At 74.7% G+C, this 14,023-nt stretch carries 14 protein-coding genes; 5 read left to right on the forward strand and 9 right to left on the reverse strand.

The features are described 5' to 3' along the window. Positions 1 to 5 precede the first annotated feature (5 nt). From ACFWIS_RS32575 to ACFWIS_RS32585, 3 genes are all read right to left on the reverse strand, one after another. Positions 6 to 1,376 (reverse strand): hypothetical protein, encoded by a 1,371-nt coding sequence (locus ACFWIS_RS32575; protein WP_380463556.1) that lies wholly within the window; start codon positions 1,374 to 1,376, stop codon positions 6 to 8. 197 nt (positions 1,377 to 1,573) lie between these two features. Beyond that, on the reverse strand, positions 1,574 to 2,545 hold the full coding sequence (locus tag ACFWIS_RS32580) for a glutamate ABC transporter substrate-binding protein (protein WP_380463558.1): 972 nt from the start codon (positions 2,543 to 2,545) through the stop codon (positions 1,574 to 1,576). A gap of 15 nt (positions 2,546 to 2,560) precedes the next feature. After that, positions 2,561 to 3,874: a hypothetical protein gene (locus ACFWIS_RS32585; protein ID WP_380524160.1), complete on the reverse strand. Its 1,314-nt coding sequence runs from the start codon at positions 3,872 to 3,874 to the stop codon at positions 2,561 to 2,563. Between the two features lie 480 nt (positions 3,875 to 4,354). Here ACFWIS_RS32585 and ACFWIS_RS32590 point away from each other — a divergent pair, with 480 nt between their 5' ends. Both ACFWIS_RS32590 and ACFWIS_RS32595 read left to right on the forward strand, forming a co-directional pair. Continuing rightward, positions 4,355 to 4,930 carry a nucleosidase gene (locus ACFWIS_RS32590; protein ID WP_380463754.1) on the forward strand — a complete coding sequence of 192 codons (576 nt, stop codon included), beginning with the start codon at positions 4,355 to 4,357 and terminating at the stop codon, positions 4,928 to 4,930. 50 nt (positions 4,931 to 4,980) lie between these two features. Further along, on the forward strand, positions 4,981 to 5,514 hold the full coding sequence (locus ACFWIS_RS32595) for a DinB family protein (RefSeq protein ID WP_380463756.1): 534 nt from the start codon (positions 4,981 to 4,983) through the stop codon (positions 5,512 to 5,514). A gap of 98 nt (positions 5,515 to 5,612) precedes the next feature. Here ACFWIS_RS32595 and ACFWIS_RS32600 read toward each other — a convergent pair whose 3' ends face one another. Continuing rightward, positions 5,613 to 6,527, reverse strand: a complete 915-nt coding sequence (locus tag ACFWIS_RS32600) for a sigma-70 family RNA polymerase sigma factor (RefSeq protein ID WP_380463758.1) — start codon at positions 6,525 to 6,527, stop codon at positions 5,613 to 5,615. A gap of 142 nt (positions 6,528 to 6,669) precedes the next feature. Here ACFWIS_RS32600 and ACFWIS_RS32605 point away from each other — a divergent pair, with 142 nt between their 5' ends. Beyond that, positions 6,670 to 7,191: a hypothetical protein gene (locus ACFWIS_RS32605; RefSeq protein WP_380463760.1), complete on the forward strand. Its 522-nt coding sequence runs from the start codon at positions 6,670 to 6,672 to the stop codon at positions 7,189 to 7,191. Positions 7,192 to 7,257: 66 nt separating this feature from the next. Here the strand turns inward: ACFWIS_RS32605 and ACFWIS_RS32610 are convergent, their stop codons facing one another. Next, positions 7,258 to 8,664, reverse strand: coding sequence for an aldehyde dehydrogenase family protein (locus ACFWIS_RS32610; RefSeq protein ID WP_380463762.1), 1,407 nt, complete (start codon positions 8,662 to 8,664; stop codon positions 7,258 to 7,260). Between the two features lie 59 nt (positions 8,665 to 8,723). Between ACFWIS_RS32610 and ACFWIS_RS32615 the strand changes: the two genes are divergently transcribed. Continuing rightward, positions 8,724 to 9,365: a TetR/AcrR family transcriptional regulator gene (locus tag ACFWIS_RS32615; RefSeq protein ID WP_380463764.1), complete on the forward strand. Its 642-nt coding sequence runs from the start codon at positions 8,724 to 8,726 to the stop codon at positions 9,363 to 9,365. Between the two features lie 64 nt (positions 9,366 to 9,429). Here ACFWIS_RS32615 and ACFWIS_RS32620 read toward each other — a convergent pair whose 3' ends face one another. Beyond that, on the reverse strand, positions 9,430 to 9,780 hold the full coding sequence (locus ACFWIS_RS32620; RefSeq protein WP_380463765.1) for a DoxX family protein: 351 nt from the start codon (positions 9,778 to 9,780) through the stop codon (positions 9,430 to 9,432). Positions 9,781 to 9,841: 61 nt separating this feature from the next. Between ACFWIS_RS32620 and ACFWIS_RS32625 the strand changes: the two genes are divergently transcribed. Continuing rightward, complete coding sequence (locus ACFWIS_RS32625) at positions 9,842 to 10,741, forward strand: LysR family transcriptional regulator (protein WP_380463767.1); 900 nt, start codon at positions 9,842 to 9,844, stop codon at positions 10,739 to 10,741. 177 nt (positions 10,742 to 10,918) lie between these two features. Here ACFWIS_RS32625 and ACFWIS_RS32630 read toward each other — a convergent pair whose 3' ends face one another. The 3 genes from ACFWIS_RS32630 to ACFWIS_RS32640 form a co-directional block, all read right to left on the reverse strand. Further along, a complete protein-coding gene (locus ACFWIS_RS32630; protein ID WP_380524162.1) occupies positions 10,919 to 12,505 on the reverse strand; it encodes an AMP-binding protein in 1,587 nt (528 codons plus the stop codon). Between the two features lie 161 nt (positions 12,506 to 12,666). Continuing rightward, positions 12,667 to 12,849 (reverse strand): 4-oxalocrotonate tautomerase DmpI, encoded by a 183-nt coding sequence (gene dmpI, locus ACFWIS_RS32635; RefSeq protein WP_380462400.1) that lies wholly within the window; start codon positions 12,847 to 12,849, stop codon positions 12,667 to 12,669. Positions 12,850 to 12,974: 125 nt separating this feature from the next. Continuing rightward, the gene (locus ACFWIS_RS32640; RefSeq protein ID WP_380462399.1) at positions 12,975 to 13,868 is read right to left on the reverse strand and encodes a LysR family transcriptional regulator; all 894 of its coding nucleotides are present in this window, start codon (positions 13,866 to 13,868) and stop codon (positions 12,975 to 12,977) included. Between the last annotated feature and the right edge of the window lie 155 nt (positions 13,869 to 14,023).

Consider the following 14,023-nt stretch of genomic DNA (forward strand, 5'->3'; position numbering starts at 1 on the left):
CAACCTCAGCCCCCCTGTACCTGTCCGTCGACCGGCGTCTGTCCGGTCGTCCCGTGTGCCGGTGCGCCCTCCGCGGCCTCGCTCTGGGCCGGGCGCAGCGACTGCTGGAAGCGGGCCACCGCGGTGGCCGCCGCCCGCAGGTCGCAGGGCGCGCTCCACAGCAGCCAGCGCGCCTTCTCGTACCGTTCGATCACTTCCGGGTCCTCGGCGACCCGCATCCGGGCCGCCATCGCCTTGTAGGCGTCCAGCCGGCCGCGCAGTTCGGCCCGGACGGCCAGTGGCTGGGTGACCTCGGTGAGCGAGTGCCGGGCCCGGGCCAGCTCCTTGGCGGCGGCGTCCTCCAGGGCGTCCAGCAGCGGAGCCAGCCGGCCCCACTGCCCGGCCTGGCGCAGGTCCAGGGCGGTGACGATCCGTTCGCGCAGCGCCGAGGCCGGGCCGGGCACCGCGGGGACGTCGCTGGCCGCTATCTTCGCCAGCACCTCGCCGCGGGCCCGGCGGGCCTCGGCCAGGGTGGCGTCGGCCCGCTGGAGCAGGTCGCCGACGCCCTGGAGGCGCTCCTCGGCGTCGTCGCGCAGCCGCAGCAGGTTCTCCAGCTCCAGCCGGACGCCGTCCAGCGCCCGCCCGGCCCGGTCGAAGCGCTCGGTGTCGACCACCCCGGCGGCCGAGGCGAAGGCCTCGCCGTCGGGCACGGTGCCGCGTTGGGCGGGCACCCGGGCCGGGCGCCACAGCGCCAGCGGGTCCTCCCGGACCTCGGTGCGCAGCTCGGTGAGGTCGCGTCCGAGCCCGGTCAGGTCGTCGCCCAGCGGGTGGCTGCCGGTGCGCACGCCGAGCGAGGCGGCCAGGGTCTGCACCCGGTGCAGTTCGGCGAGCAGCAGGTCGATCCGGGCCGGCAGCGCCGACCAGACCGCGTCGGCGGCGCTGACCACCTCCAGCACGGTGGCGTACCAGGAGTTCATCCGGGCCATCAGCGCGTCCAGGCTGATCCGCTCGACCAGCTTGGCGGGCGCGCCCAGCAGTTGCGGCCCGTCCGGCAGCGCGCCGCCGGGGACGGTCACCGCGTCGCCGGTCAGCAGCTCGCTCAGCTCGGCGAGTTCGGGACCGCCGGGCTTGGCCTTGCGGGCCCGGACGGCGCGGGCCGAGGCGAGCGCCTCGGAGTAGCGGTCGAACAGCGCCCAGAGCAGCGGCAGGCCCTTGCCGGCGACCGACCAGCGCTCCAGGGTGCGGCCGGACAGCCCGGCGCCCTCCAGCAGCCGCAGGCCCGGGTGGTCCTGCAGGGCGAGCAGCGCCGACTCGACCGCGTCCCGCTCCGCGCCGAGGCGCGCGAGCGCGCGGTCCACCTCCTCCCGGCTCAGTACCGGGCCAGCCGATGCCGCCACCGCGGTGTCCTTCCTTCCCTCGCGTGCGACGCCGTCGCGTACGACGTGCGGCCCACGACAACCCCCGTGCCCACCACCGGTCTCCCCGTGGTGATCGTCCCGAACCCTAGCCGGTGGCCGTCCGGGCGGTGCGGGCGCGGGGCGTCAAGACGGCGTCAACGCCCCGCGTCCGTGGTGCTCCGTGCGCGATGCGGCGCTCAGTGCGGAACGGGCCAGTAGTGCTCGGCGTCGTTCAGCATGTACGGCTTCAGCCAGCGGTCGTAGCTGCGGCCCCAGTCGCCGCTGCCGTGGTAGTCGGCCAGCACCTGGTTGACCCGGGCGGTGAGGTCCGGGCTGCTCTTGAGCATGGCGACGCCGATCACCTCCGGCTGCACGTCGCCGTCCACGATCCGCACGGTCTGGTCCTGGGCGGCCTGGCCGGCCGCCAGACCGTCGTCGGTCATGGTGGCGTCGACCTTGCCGAGCTGCATCAGGACCAGGCAGTCCAACTGGTTCTCGACGACCGTCAGTTGCGCCTTGGCGTCCTTCTTGGCGCCCTTGGCCGGGTCCATCACATCGGCGGCCGTGGACCCCTTGGCGACGCAGACGTTCCTGCCGGCGATCGCCTCGTCCAGGTTCTTCGCCTGGGAGGTCTTCGGCACCAGCACCCGCTGGGAGATGCTGAAGTACGGCTTGGAGAAGGCGACGTCCTGCATCCGCTTGCAGTTGACGGTCATGGTGCGGACGATCAGGTCGACCCGGCCCTTCTGCACCGCGTCGACCCGGTCGGCGGTGGCGACCGGCTTGAGCACCACCTTGTCCGGGTCGCCCATGATGGCGGTGCCGATGGCCCGGGCGAGATCGATGTCGAAGCCCTCGATCTGGCCGGTGTTCGGGTTGCGTGCGCCCCAGCGGTAGCTGTTCTGGTCCACGCCGATCACCAGGCTGCGCTTGGCCTTGATGGCCTTCACCGCCGGGCCGTCGGCCGAACTCGGCGGCACGCTGCTGTAGATGTCGCAGGTGTCGGACTGGTCCTGGGTCTGCTGGACGGCCTGCGGCGCGTTCTGCGGCGCGGCGGTCGCGGCGGCCGGCGCGGCGCCGGACGGTCCGCCCCCGCCGAGCACGGCCGCGCAGGCCGCCAGCACTGCCAGCGCCGCGGCGCTCCTGGTCGGTACGGTCCTCGTGCGCATCGTCGTGTTCCCCCTCTACCGGTACTCGGCGAGTCGTCGGCCCAGGCCCCGCAGCGCGGCCGCCGCGGCCACCAGGCCCAGCACCGCGGCCGCGCCGGCCGCGAGGCGGAGGTCCCCGGCGGTGCCGTCGGCGGCGGCGTCGAACCGGGCCTGCTCGGCGTCGGCGGCCTGGGCGAGCGCCCGGTCGGTGGCGTTGAAGGCGGCGTCGGCGGTGTTGGTGGTGTCGGTGGCCGACACCGTCGCGTTCAGGGCGCCCTGGTAGTCGGCGTTGTCGACCTCGGCGGTGCGCGCGGCGCGGTACCGGTCCTGCCAGACGTCGTACTGGTCGGCGGCGGTGGCCAGCGACCGGCTCGCGGCGGCGGGGGCGAGGATCAGGGCGTTGGAGAGCGTGCCGGCGCGGTCGCGCATCGGGGTGCTCTTCTCGGCCGTTCCGGCCAGCCGCTTGGTGAGGTCCGTGTACTGGGTGGCGTAGGTGGCGGTGGAACCGCGCGCGACCAGGTTCAGGTTCTCCGCCAGCCGGGCCGTCAGCACGTCCACCCGGGCCGAGTTGAGCGCCCGCAGCGGGTTGGCCCCTTCGCGGTCGCTCTTCTCCAGTGCCGAGCCGGTGGTCAGCCCGGCCACGGTGAGCCAGAGCGTGCCGGCCAGGACGGCGGCGGTGGCGCCCACCAGACCGATGTTGAACACCCGGTTGGTGCGGCGGAACAGGGTCAGCTGCACCCAGCCCAGCGCGGCCAGGGTGAGCACCGCCAGGCCGTACGCGCCCCAGGGCGTCGACCGCGCCGCGGCGTAGTCGTTCACCAGCTCGTGGTTCTCGATGGTGTTCAGCTCGGCGGCGGCCGGCAGCAGCACGGTCTGCATCTGCTCGGAGGCGTACCGCAGGTAGGCGCCGCCGAGCGGGACGCCCTGCCGGTTGTCGGCCCGCGCGGATTCCACCAGACCGGCGTACACCGGGAGTTGCTGGTTCAGTCGGCTGAGTGAGTCCTGCGCCGGGGAGGTCGCGGTGGTGCGGGCGGCGGCCTGGGAGATCAGCTTGGCGGCCTGGGCGAGGTCCTGCTCGTAGCGGGCCCGGACGTCCTTGGGCTCGGCGCCGGCCAGCAGGAAGCCGGAGGCCGCGGTGGTGGCGGCGTCGGCCAGCGAGCGGTGGATCTCGGCGGCGTCCCGGCTGAGCGGCTGGCTGTACGAGACCACCCGGTCGGCGGCCTGCGCCCTGGTCTCCAACTGCCAGGCGGTGAGCCCGCCGAAGGCCACGGTGAGCACCGCGAGCACCACCCCGGCCAGCCGCAGCCGGCCCGGGGGCGTACGGGTGGCCTGCGCCAGCCGGGCGCGCACGCCCCGCTCCGGCGCCCCGGCCCGGGGGCGCCGCGCGGGCGGTCCGGAGCCGGGCCTCGCCGCGGGCACCCCGCGGGGCGGCGCCCCCGGGGCCGGCGGAACGCCGTACGGTGCCGCCGCACCCCCGTACGGCGCTGCCGCCGGCCCGGCCGGCGGCGTGCCCGGCCGGGCCGGGACCGGTGCGCCCGGTGCGCCGTTGCCTACTGGTGTTGCCACCCGCCTCATCCTCCCCTGGGGCCGGCCCGACACCCGGGGCCCGACCGATGGCAGCAGTATGGCCGTGACTTCCTCCGGCCACACCTGACTTGCGCCGATCTTGAGCATGTCGTGCACGGTTTCCGCACGCTCTCGTACGGCTTGTACCGGTCCTGCCGGGCCGACGGAGAGGTGGCGATCCGTGCGACGCCGGCGGCGCCCCGAGCGGTTCCGCGCCGCGCTGATCCCGGGCCCGGCACCCCTGCGCTCCGTACCATGGGCCCCATGCGACTGCTTGGAACGATCTCGCCCGACCGCCCGCTGCTCGTCGTCGCGGTCCGCGAGGAGGCCGCCCACCTCGACGACCGGCTGCCCGTGCTGCTCACCGGGATAGGGAAGGTCAACGCCACGGCGGCCCTGGCCACCGTGCTCGCCCGGGGCGAGCGGCCCTCCGAGGTGATCAACCTCGGCACGGCCGGCGCGCTGCGCCCCGGCTGGGAGGGCATGCACCACGTCGTCCAGGTGATCCAGCACGACCTGAACACCACGGCCCTGCAGCAGCTCACCGGCCGCAGCTACGGTGCCCCGCTGGTGGTCGGCCGGGGAGACGGCCCGGTGCTGGCCACCGGCGACCTGTTCGTCGAGGACCCGTCCGCCAAGGCCCGGCTGGCCGAGCACGCCGACCTGGTCGACATGGAGGGCTACGCCGTCGCCGCCGTCGCCCACCGGGCCGGGGTGCCGGTGCGGCTGGTCAAGTACGTCAGCGACGAGGCCGGGGACGGCGCGGCCCACAGCTGGCGGGAGTCGGTGGACGACTGCGCCCGGCACCTCGCGGACTGGGTGCGCGCACAGGGCTGGTGACGGGCCTTAGTCGGGTGCGTCCGGCCGGTTCCGCTGGTTACGGTGGCGCGGTGACCGACAACACCGCGCCCCGGGGCGCCGCGCCGAGCAAGCTCTCCGACAACCGCCCGCCGACGCTCAACGCCGACGAGCGGACCACCCTGCTGGCCTTCCTCGACTATCTGCGGGAGGGCGTGATCGGCAAGCTGGACGGCCTCGGCGACGAGGACGCCCGGCGCCCCGGCGTCGCCTCCGGCACCAGCCTGCTCTGGCTGGTCCGGCACCTGACCGTGGTCGAGCTCAACTGGCTCGAGTACGCGTACGGCGGGCAGGGGGACGCGCCGCTGGACAGCGACGACTTCCGGTCGGCCGAACTGACGGTGGAGGCGGCGGTCGCCGACTACCGGGAGGCGATCGCCCGGGCCAACGCGGTGGCCGCGGCCGCCCCCGACCTGGACCGGCCGGGCGCGCGCTCGCTGCGGCCCGACGCCGCCGAAGGGCCGTCGCTGCGCTGGGTGCTGGTGCACATGATCGAGGAGACCGGACGGCACGCCGGGCACGCGGACATCATCCGCGAGCAGCTGGACGGGGCCGTCGGGCGCTGAGCGTGCTCCCCGGGCGCTGAGGCCTGCGGGCGCTGACGCCCGTGGGCGGGGGTGGGCCGCTGTGGGCGGCCCGCCCCCCGCCCACAGCGGGCCGGTCGTCAGTCCCGGAACGCCGACAGGTCGAAGGCCGCCAGCCGTTCCTGGTCGAGGAGCACCTCGATCTCCGCGATCGCGCCGGCCACCACGGTGAACGCCATGATCGACAGCGCCCGTCCGTTGTCGCCGATGACCACCGCGCCAACGGTGCCGTTGACCAGCGCGGGACGGGCGAACGGCGACAGCCTGCCCCACAGCACGGCCTGCCCGGCCACCGTCGCGGCGCCGGCGAGCACCACGGTGTGCCGGGCCTGCCCGGCCCCGCCGTCCGAGCGCAGCACCACGTCCGGGTCGAGCACGGCGAGCAGCGCCGCCAGGTCGCCGGAGCGGGCGGCGGCGAAGAAGGCGTCCACGGCCACCCGCTGGCGGCCCAGGTCCGGATCCGGCACGGGCCGTCCCTGCACCTTGCGGCGGGCCCGGCTGGCCAGTTGGCGGGTGGCGGCCGAGGTCTTCTCGATCAGCGGGGCGATCTCCTCGAAGGGCACCGCGAACAGGTCGTGCAGCACGAAGGCGACCCGCTCGGCGGGCGACAGCGACTCCAGCACCACCATCAGCGCCAGGCCGACCGAGTCCGCGAGCATCACCTCCTGCTCCGGGTCGACCACCCCCTCACGGCGCAGCAGCGGGTCCGGAATGCGCTCGGGGCCGTCCTCGCCGCCAGGACCGGTCGGCTGCAGCGGCTCCTCGCGGCGGGCGGCGCGGTCGCGCAGCAGGTTCAGGCAGACCCGGGAGACCACCGTGGTCAGCCAGCCGCCGAGGTTGGCCACCTCGGCGGTGTCGGCGCGGTCGTACCGCAGCCAGGCCTCCTGGAGCGCGTCGTCGGCCTCGCTGATCGAGCCGAGCATCCGGTACGCGACCGCGCGCAGGTGCGGGCGGTGCTCCTCGAAGAGCGCGGTCCGGGCAGATCTGTCGTCCACCGTGTCAACTTCCTTCGTCGCCTCGGGTCGGCCTCGGGGCCGGTCTCGGGTCAGGGCAGCGGAAGCCAGCCAACAGCGGGGCGGCGCGGAGATCAACTCCCGGCGGGCGGAGTTGTCGTGGGGGCCTCGTAGGGTGGCCGCCATGTCGTTCCTCACGCGCCTCCGGGCCACCCCCGCCACCGTCGACTACCTGCTCTGGCCCGGGGACTTCTCCCTCGACGCCTACTCGCACGTGGAGGAGGTCGTGCTCGCCTCGGGGGAGGCCCTGGAGGAGGTCGCCAAGTGCAGCGGGGGCGGCACCTTCTTCCTGTGCGGTGACGGCGGCGACGAGCGGCCCGTCCTCTACGCCGACTCCGAGGGCGGCGCGGCGCTGCTGGCCGTCGGGCTGGAGGAGATGGTCCGGCTGCTGCTGGCGGTGCCGTGGTGGCGGGACTGCCGGCGGCTGACCGAGGAGGAGAGCGCGGCGGCGGCCGAGGACTACCTGGCGGACGAGCCCGAACTGCTCGCCGACCGGGACGCGGCCGCCGCCGCGATCGGGCTCCACGTGCCCACCGTGGCCGAGGCCCTGGCGCGGCTGCGGGAGGTCGCCTTCGGCCTCGGGCCGTCGTACGTGCTGCTCAACGCGGTGGAGGGGAACGCGTACGAGCCGCTGTTCCGGGCGTAGGGCGGCCGGTCCGGCGGGTCGGAGGACTCGGAGGACTCGGAGGGTGTCGGAGGGTGTCGGAGGATCTCAGAGCAGGCGGCGCAGGAGGCGGGACTTGAGCGGGGTGAAGGGCGGGTAGGCGGGGCGGAGCGGGTCGGCGAGGAGGGGCTTGTCGAGCACGGACTTGGTGTGGCTGAAGGTGTCGATGGAGTGGCTGCCGTGGTAGCGGCCGAGGCCGCTCTCGCCGACGCCGCCGAACGGCAGGCCGGGGACGGCGATGTGGGCGTTGGGGACGCCGAACGCCAGGGCGCCGGAGGAGGTTTCGGTGGTCAGGCGGCGCTTGGTGGCGGCCGAGGCGGTGAAGGCGTAGAGGGCGAGCGGCTTGTCGCGGGCGGTGATGAAGGCGATCGCTGCGTCCAGGTCGGGGACGCGGAGGATCGGCAGGACGGGGCCGAAGATCTCCTCTCGCATCACCGGGGCGTCCGGGTCGACGTCGGCGAGGACGGTGGGGGCGAGGTAGCGGTCGGCGCGGCGGTGGTCGCCGCCGGTGACCAGCCGGCCGTCGGCGAGCAGGGCGGTGAGGCGGTCGAAGTGCCGCTCGTTGACGATCCGGCCGTAGTCGGGGCTGTGCGCCGGCTCGGCGCCGTACATCTCCCGGATCGCGGCGGTCAGTTCCGTTTCGAGGGTGGGCGCGGTGTCGCCGATCGCCAGGACGTAGTCGGGGGCGACGCAGGTCTGGCCGGCGTTCATGAACTTGCCCCAGGCGATCCGGCGGGCGGCCGTGGCGAGGTCGGTGCCGGGCTCGACGACGACCGGGCTCTTGCCGCCCAACTCCAGGGTGACGGGGGTGAGATGACGGGCGGCGGCGGTCATGACGATGCGGGCGACGGTGCCGTTGCCGGTGTAGAAGACGTGGTCGAAGCGCTGGTCCAGCAGGGCGGTGGTCTCCGGCACGCCGCCCTCGACGACGGCGACGGCCTGCCGGTCCAGGGTGCGGGGCAGCCAGTGGGCGATGGCGGTGGCGGTGGCGGGGGCGAGTTCGCTGGGCTTGACCACCGCGCAGTTTCCGGCGGCGAGCGCGCCGACCAGCGGGGAGAGGGCGAGCTGTAGCGGGTAGTTCCACGGGCTGATGATCAGCACGGTGCCCAGCGGTTCGCGGACCGTACGGGCCCGGGCGGGCTGCAGGGCGAGCGGCACCGGGATGCGGCGCGGGCGCAGCCAGCCGTCGAGGTGGCGCAGGGTGTGGTCGATCTCGTTGAGGGTGAAGCCGATCTCGGTGGTGTAGGCCTCGGCGGCGTTCTTGCCGAGGTCGGCGTGCAGGGCGGCGGTGAAGATGGCCTCCTGCTCGACCAGCAGGCGGCGCAGGGCCCGGAGTTGGGCCTTGCGCCAGGCGAGCGGCTTGGTGCGGCCGGCGGCGAAGGCGGCGTGCAGGCGGGAGACGGTGGCGGCGGCTTCGTCGCTGCCGGTGGACGTGGCTTCGGCGGAGAGGCTCATGCCGTCGAGCATAAACGAAACGAAACGATTTCGTTTCTGGTTTTCGGTAGACTTCCGGCATGATCCCCAGCACCACCCCGTCCCCGTCCGCCCCGCCGCCGCGCCGGGGCCGCCCGCGCGACGCCGCCCGGGACCGGGCACTGCTGGACGCCACCCTCGCCGTCCTCGCGGAGAACGGCTACGGCGGGCTGACCACCGCCGCCGTGGCCGCCCGGGCCGGAGTCTCCACGGCGACCCTCTACCGCCGCTGGTCATCCAAGGAGGACCTGGTGATCGCCGCCGCCGCACTCCACGGCGAGAGCTCGTACGAGCAGCCCGACACCGGCGGCCTGGAGACTGACCTGCGGGTCGTCCTGCGGGACAAGGCCGCCAGCATGACCGGCGAGCCCGGCCGGGTGATCCGTGCCCTGATCGGCGAGGCCGCCCACAACACCGCGCTGGCCGAGGCGCTGGTCACGGCCTTCCTCCGGCCGCTGTACGGAAGGGTCGCGGAGGTCGTCCGGCGGGCGGTCGAGCGGGGCGAGATCCCGCCGCTCGACGGCGTGGAACTGGTCGGCGAGGTGGTGGTCGGCCCGGTGATGACCCACTTCCTGCTCACCCCCCGGCTGCCCGAGGACGTCGACGAGGCCAGCGCCCGGCAGACCGCCGACCGGCTGCTGCCCTTCGCCGTGCGGGCGGTGGGCGGGACGCCGTCCGGCTGAACGGGCCCGGTTCGGGGCCGGTCCCCGGGCGGAGCCGCTCGCGCGGATGCCGGCCGGCGCGGCCTCAGCGGGTGAGGACGAGCGCCAGGGTGGCCACGGCCAGGGCGAGGTAGCCGGCCGGGAAGTACAGGTTGTGCAGCACGCCGGTGCGGACGTGGGTGGCCACCGCGCCGAGGTAGAAGAGCACCAGTCCGATCGCGGCCGCGACACCCAGTGGCGGGTAGCCGACCAGGCCGATCAGCAGCCCGGCGGCCCCGGCCGCCTTGAGGGCGGCCAGCCAGGGGACCCACTCCGGTTTCACCCGCACCTCGGCGGAGTTGGCCAGGACGAACGGGGCCCCGGCGAAGTCGGCGGCGGCGATCCCGGCATTGGCGGCGATGGCGAGGACGGTGACGATCAGACAGGCGATGGACATGGCTCCAGCCTCGTCAGGGTGCTCCCGTCGCGTCCAATACCCGCTTCCATAACCTGGTGGAATGGATGTGGACACCCGGCTGCTGCGCACCTTCGCCGCCGTTGCGGAGGAGGGCAGCCTGACCCGCGCGGCGGAGCGGCTGTACGTCTCCCAGCCCGCGTTGACCAAGCAGGTCCGGCAGTTGGAGAAGCTGCTCGGGGTGCCGCTGTTCGTCCGGTCCCGGGCCGGGATGGCGCTGACGGTGGCCGGCCGGAGCCTGGCGGCTCGGGTCCCGGGACTGCTGGCGGACTGGGACGCGGCGCTGCGGGAGACCAGGGGCGCGGCGAGCCGGGCGGTGCGGGTGCTGCGGGTCGGCTTCCTGGCGAGCGCGGCGAACGAGGCGACCCCGGGCATCGTCGCCGGGTTCTCCGCCCGGCAGCCGGGCTGGCGGGTCGAGATGCGGCACGCCGCCTGGTCGGATCCGACGGCGGGCCTGGCGGCGGGCGAGGTGGACGCGGCGCTGCTGCGGTTGCCGTTCCCCGGTCAGGAGCGGCTGCGGGTGGCCGAGTTGTTCACCGAGCCGCGCTGGGTCGCGCTGCCGGCCGGGCACCGGCTGGCCGCGCTGGAGGTGGTGCCGTTCCGCGAGCTGTGGGACGAGCCGTTCGTGGCGGCCCCGGCCGAGACCGGCCGCTGGCGGGACTACTGGGTGGCCGCCGACGAGCGGGAGGGCCGTCCGGTGCGCTTCGGCGCGGTGGTGGAGCACCCGGACGACTGGCTGAGCGCGATCGCCAACGGCTACGGGGTCGCGCTCGCCCCCGCTTCCACCGCCCGCTTCTACGCCCGCCCGGGGATCGCCTACCGGCCGGTCGGCGGGGTGAGCCCGAGCCGGATCGCGGTCGCGTGGTCCCCGGCGGACGACCGTGACCCGGTGGTGCGGGCGTTCGTGGACTGCTGCCTGGAGGCGGCCGCCGACGAGGAGTGAGCGCGCGGCGGTGGCCCTCGGGCCGGGGGAGGGGTGGCGGCCCTCAGCGCCGCCACCCCCCGTTGGCTTCTCGGCACCGGGGCGGTGGTTCATTGAGCCAAACCCCGCCTGGGGGTGAAAGCGGGTGGGGATCCGTGCGGGGTTCGGTGGGGTTTCGGTGCGCGTCCCCCGGCGGGCTCAGCGGGGGAGGGACTCGCGGAGGCGCTTCTTGTCGGGCTTGCCGACGGAGGTCAGCGGGATGGCGTCGAGGACGTGGAGGGCTTCCGGGGCGTAGATGCGGCCCTTGTGGGCGGTGACGAAGGCGTGGACCTCGTCCAGGGTCGGCCGCTGCCCGGCGGCGGGGACGACGGCGGCGTGGACGTGCTCGGCCTCCTGGTCGTCGCGCACGCCGAAGACGGCGCACTGGGCGATGGTCGGGTGGGTGAGCAGGAGCTCCTCGACCTCGGTCGGGTAGACGTGGCCGCCGACGACGATGATGAGGTCCTTGAGGCGGTCGGCCAGGTAGAGGTAGCCGTCGGTGTCGAAGTACCCGATGTCGCCGGTGTCCAGCCAGCCGTCGCGCAGGACCCGGGCGGTGAGGTCGGGCAGCTTCCAGTACCCGGCCATCAGCATCGCCGAGCGGACGTGCACCTCGCCCTGCTCACCGGGCGGCAGCACGGTGCCGTCGGCGGCGCGGATCTCCACCTCCACCTCGGGGAAGGGCCTGCCGACCGGGAGCGGACCGTCCTCGCCGAACCGCGCGTGCTCGCCCGGGGTGAGGACGGCGATCTTCTGCGCCTCCGACATGCCGTACAGGCTGACCAGGACGGGGCCGAAGACCTTGAGGGCCTCCCGGATCCGGGTCGGGGAGGAGGCGCAGCCGCCGTAGTCGATCCGCTGCAGGCTGGACACGTCGGTGCGGCCGATCGCCGGGTGGTCGAGCAGCCGGTAGAGCAGCGGGGGCAGCACCCACAGGTCGGTGATGCGTTCGCGTTCGATCGCGGCGAGGACGTCGCCGGGCTCGAAGGAGCGCTGGAGGACGACGGATCCGCCCTCGTGGAGCGTCAGGTCGGCGAGCACACCGGCGAGGTGGGCGATCGAGGTGGCGGCGAGCAGACGGGGCGGTTCGGCGCCCGGGCGGTCGTGGAGGGGGGTGTCGAACATCCGGCGGAGGGGCCCGTGGAGGCTGAGGATGCCCTTGGGGATGCCGGTGGTGCCGCCGGTGTGGCGGATGCCGAGGTCGTCCTCGGGGCCGACGGGGACGGCGGGTTCCGCGGCGGGGCGGGTGGCGGAGGCGGCGATGACGTCCTCGCCGATGGTGTGGGCGCTGCCGGTTCCGTCGGGGCCGGGGCCGAGGGTGAGGACGGCGGGGACGTCGATCAGCGGCAGCAACGCGGGTGCGTCGGCGTGGCGTTCGGCGTCGACGAGGAGCACGGTGGTGTCCACGCTGGCGACGATCTCGGCCAGGACCGGGGCGCTCATCCCGTCGTAGAGGCTGACCACCCGGGCGCCGGCCAGGCCCGCGGCGTAGCGGGCGCTGAGGGCCTCGGCGGTGTTGCCGGTGAGCAGGGTGACGGTCGAGCCGCGGGTGATGCCGCGGGCGAGCAGCTCGTGGGCGAGGCGGTAGGTGGCGGCGGCGAAGTCGCCGGCGGTGATCTCGACCCGGTCGGCGGTGGTGATGGCACGCCGGTGCGGGTGGGAGGCGAGCGAACGGAGGATCAGGGCGGGTGCGCTGACGAACTCCTGGTCACTCATGGCGACTGCGTCCTTGTAGTTTGCAACCATGTCGCCAGGCTAACTCCACCCCCCGTTCCCTACCGGCGAGTTTTGGCCATGCCCGGTCAGAACATCGTCGGTAGACGAAGGACCAGCTCGCTGAGCGGCCCCCAGCACTCGTCGGGGCCGGCGGGCCCGGCGGATCGCCGGGCCCATCGGTCCTGTTGGGGCTAGCGGTCCGCGGTGAGCTTGCCGGCCGTGCCCCAGTTGTCCGGCTGGTACTCGTTGACGAACACGAACACGCTCTCGGCGGGGACGCCGAGGGTGTCCACGAAGGCCTGGGTGACCTTCTCGACCAGCTCGCGCTTCTGCTCGACGCTGCGCGGGCCCTGCTGGATGGTGACGATCGGCATCTTCGGCTCCTGACCGGGTGTCCTGCCCGGCTGGTCCGCCGGGCTCCTCCGCCGGGTTCTCCGGCTGGGAACAGTCCACCGGATCGGGCCCGCCCGCACCCAGACCCGAATCGCTCTGGCAGCGATCACGAATCCTGATCGTCCCGGGCCAGGGGGGTGCGGCAGGCCTCCAGGAGCAGTCGGGGCGGTGGGGTGGAGCGCCGTACGGCGACCGAGGTGGCCAGGGCCAGCGGGGTGCGGCAGCGGCGGAAGGCCACCCGGTGGGTGTTCACCAGCCGGGCGTTGGCGGCGTACACCACCGTCCACATCGGGGTGCCGGTGCCGATCGACGCCAGGGTGTCCTGCAGGGCGCCGTGCGGCGGGCCGAGGACGGGCCGGAAGCCGGCCTGCGCGCAGGCGTCCAGTACCAGGTCCACCAGCGCCGGGTGGTTGCCGTGTTCGGTCAACCGCAGCGGCAGGTCGGCGAGTTCGGCGAGATCGAGCTCGGGCCGGGTGGCCAGCGGGTGCCGGGCGGGCAGGGCGAGCACCAACTCGTCCTCCCAGACCGGCAGGAAGCGCAGGTCCGGGCTGTGCTCGGCGATCGCACCGCGGACGAAGGCGGCGTCCAGGCGGCCGTCCGAGAGTCGGGCCAGCCGCTCCCGCACCGGGGCGGAGTGCAGTTCGACGCGTACGCCGGGAGCCCGTTGCTGGTAGGTCTCCAGGATCAGGTCGAGCCGCTCGGCGAGCCCGGTGACGGTGCCCAGTCGCAGTACGGCGGGAGCGGCCAGGTCGGCGGCGAGCGCGCGGGCCGCGTCCTCGGCCGCCAGGACGTTGCGGGCGGCGGGCAGGAAGCGCTCCCCGGCCGGGGTCAGCCGGACGTACCGGGGCGAGCGGTCGAACAGCTCGACCTTCAACTCCCGCTCCAGCCGCCGGACCTGCTGGCTCACCGCCGGTTGCCCGAGCAGCAGCCGCTCGGCGGCCCGGCCGAAGTGCAGTTCCTCGGCGACGGCGACGAAGCAGCGCAGCTGCCGTAGCTCCATGCGGTCCCCCTGCTCGATGGTTCGACGGGCCCATCGTCGCAGGCCGTGGTCCGGCCGGGCCCGGCCGGGCCACCGGGGCCGCCCCCCGGGGGGCGGCCCCCCCTCGGCGCGCAGGCCAGGGCGGGGGGCCCCCACGAGGTGGGGGATAGGAGGTA

The organism is Kitasatospora sp. NPDC127060, from assembly GCF_042724935.1.
Taxonomy (GTDB): domain Bacteria; phylum Actinomycetota; class Actinomycetes; order Streptomycetales; family Streptomycetaceae; genus Kitasatospora.

Coding starts and splice junctions, on each gene's coding strand:
- ACFWIS_RS32620 (WP_380463765.1), bottom strand. CDS start 9,780: ATGTCCATCGCCTGTCTGATCGTCACCGTCCTCGCCATCGCCGCCAAT.
- ACFWIS_RS32625 (WP_380463767.1), top strand. CDS start 9,842: ATGGATGTGGACACCCGGCTGCTGCGCACCTTCGCCGCCGTTGCGGAG.
- ACFWIS_RS32605 (WP_380463760.1), top strand. CDS start 6,670: ATGTCGTTCCTCACGCGCCTCCGGGCCACCCCCGCCACCGTCGACTAC.
- ACFWIS_RS32615 (WP_380463764.1), top strand. CDS start 8,724: ATGATCCCCAGCACCACCCCGTCCCCGTCCGCCCCGCCGCCGCGCCGG.
- ACFWIS_RS32630 (WP_380524162.1), bottom strand. CDS start 12,505: ATGGTTGCAAACTACAAGGACGCAGTCGCCATGAGTGACCAGGAGTTC.
- ACFWIS_RS32590 (WP_380463754.1), top strand. CDS start 4,355: ATGCGACTGCTTGGAACGATCTCGCCCGACCGCCCGCTGCTCGTCGTC.
- ACFWIS_RS32640 (WP_380462399.1), bottom strand. CDS start 13,868: ATGGAGCTACGGCAGCTGCGCTGCTTCGTCGCCGTCGCCGAGGAACTG.
- ACFWIS_RS32580 (WP_380463558.1), bottom strand. CDS start 2,545: ATGCGCACGAGGACCGTACCGACCAGGAGCGCCGCGGCGCTGGCAGTG.
- ACFWIS_RS32610 (WP_380463762.1), bottom strand. CDS start 8,664: ATGAGCCTCTCCGCCGAAGCCACGTCCACCGGCAGCGACGAAGCCGCC.
- dmpI (WP_380462400.1), bottom strand. CDS start 12,849: ATGCCGATCGTCACCATCCAGCAGGGCCCGCGCAGCGTCGAGCAGAAG.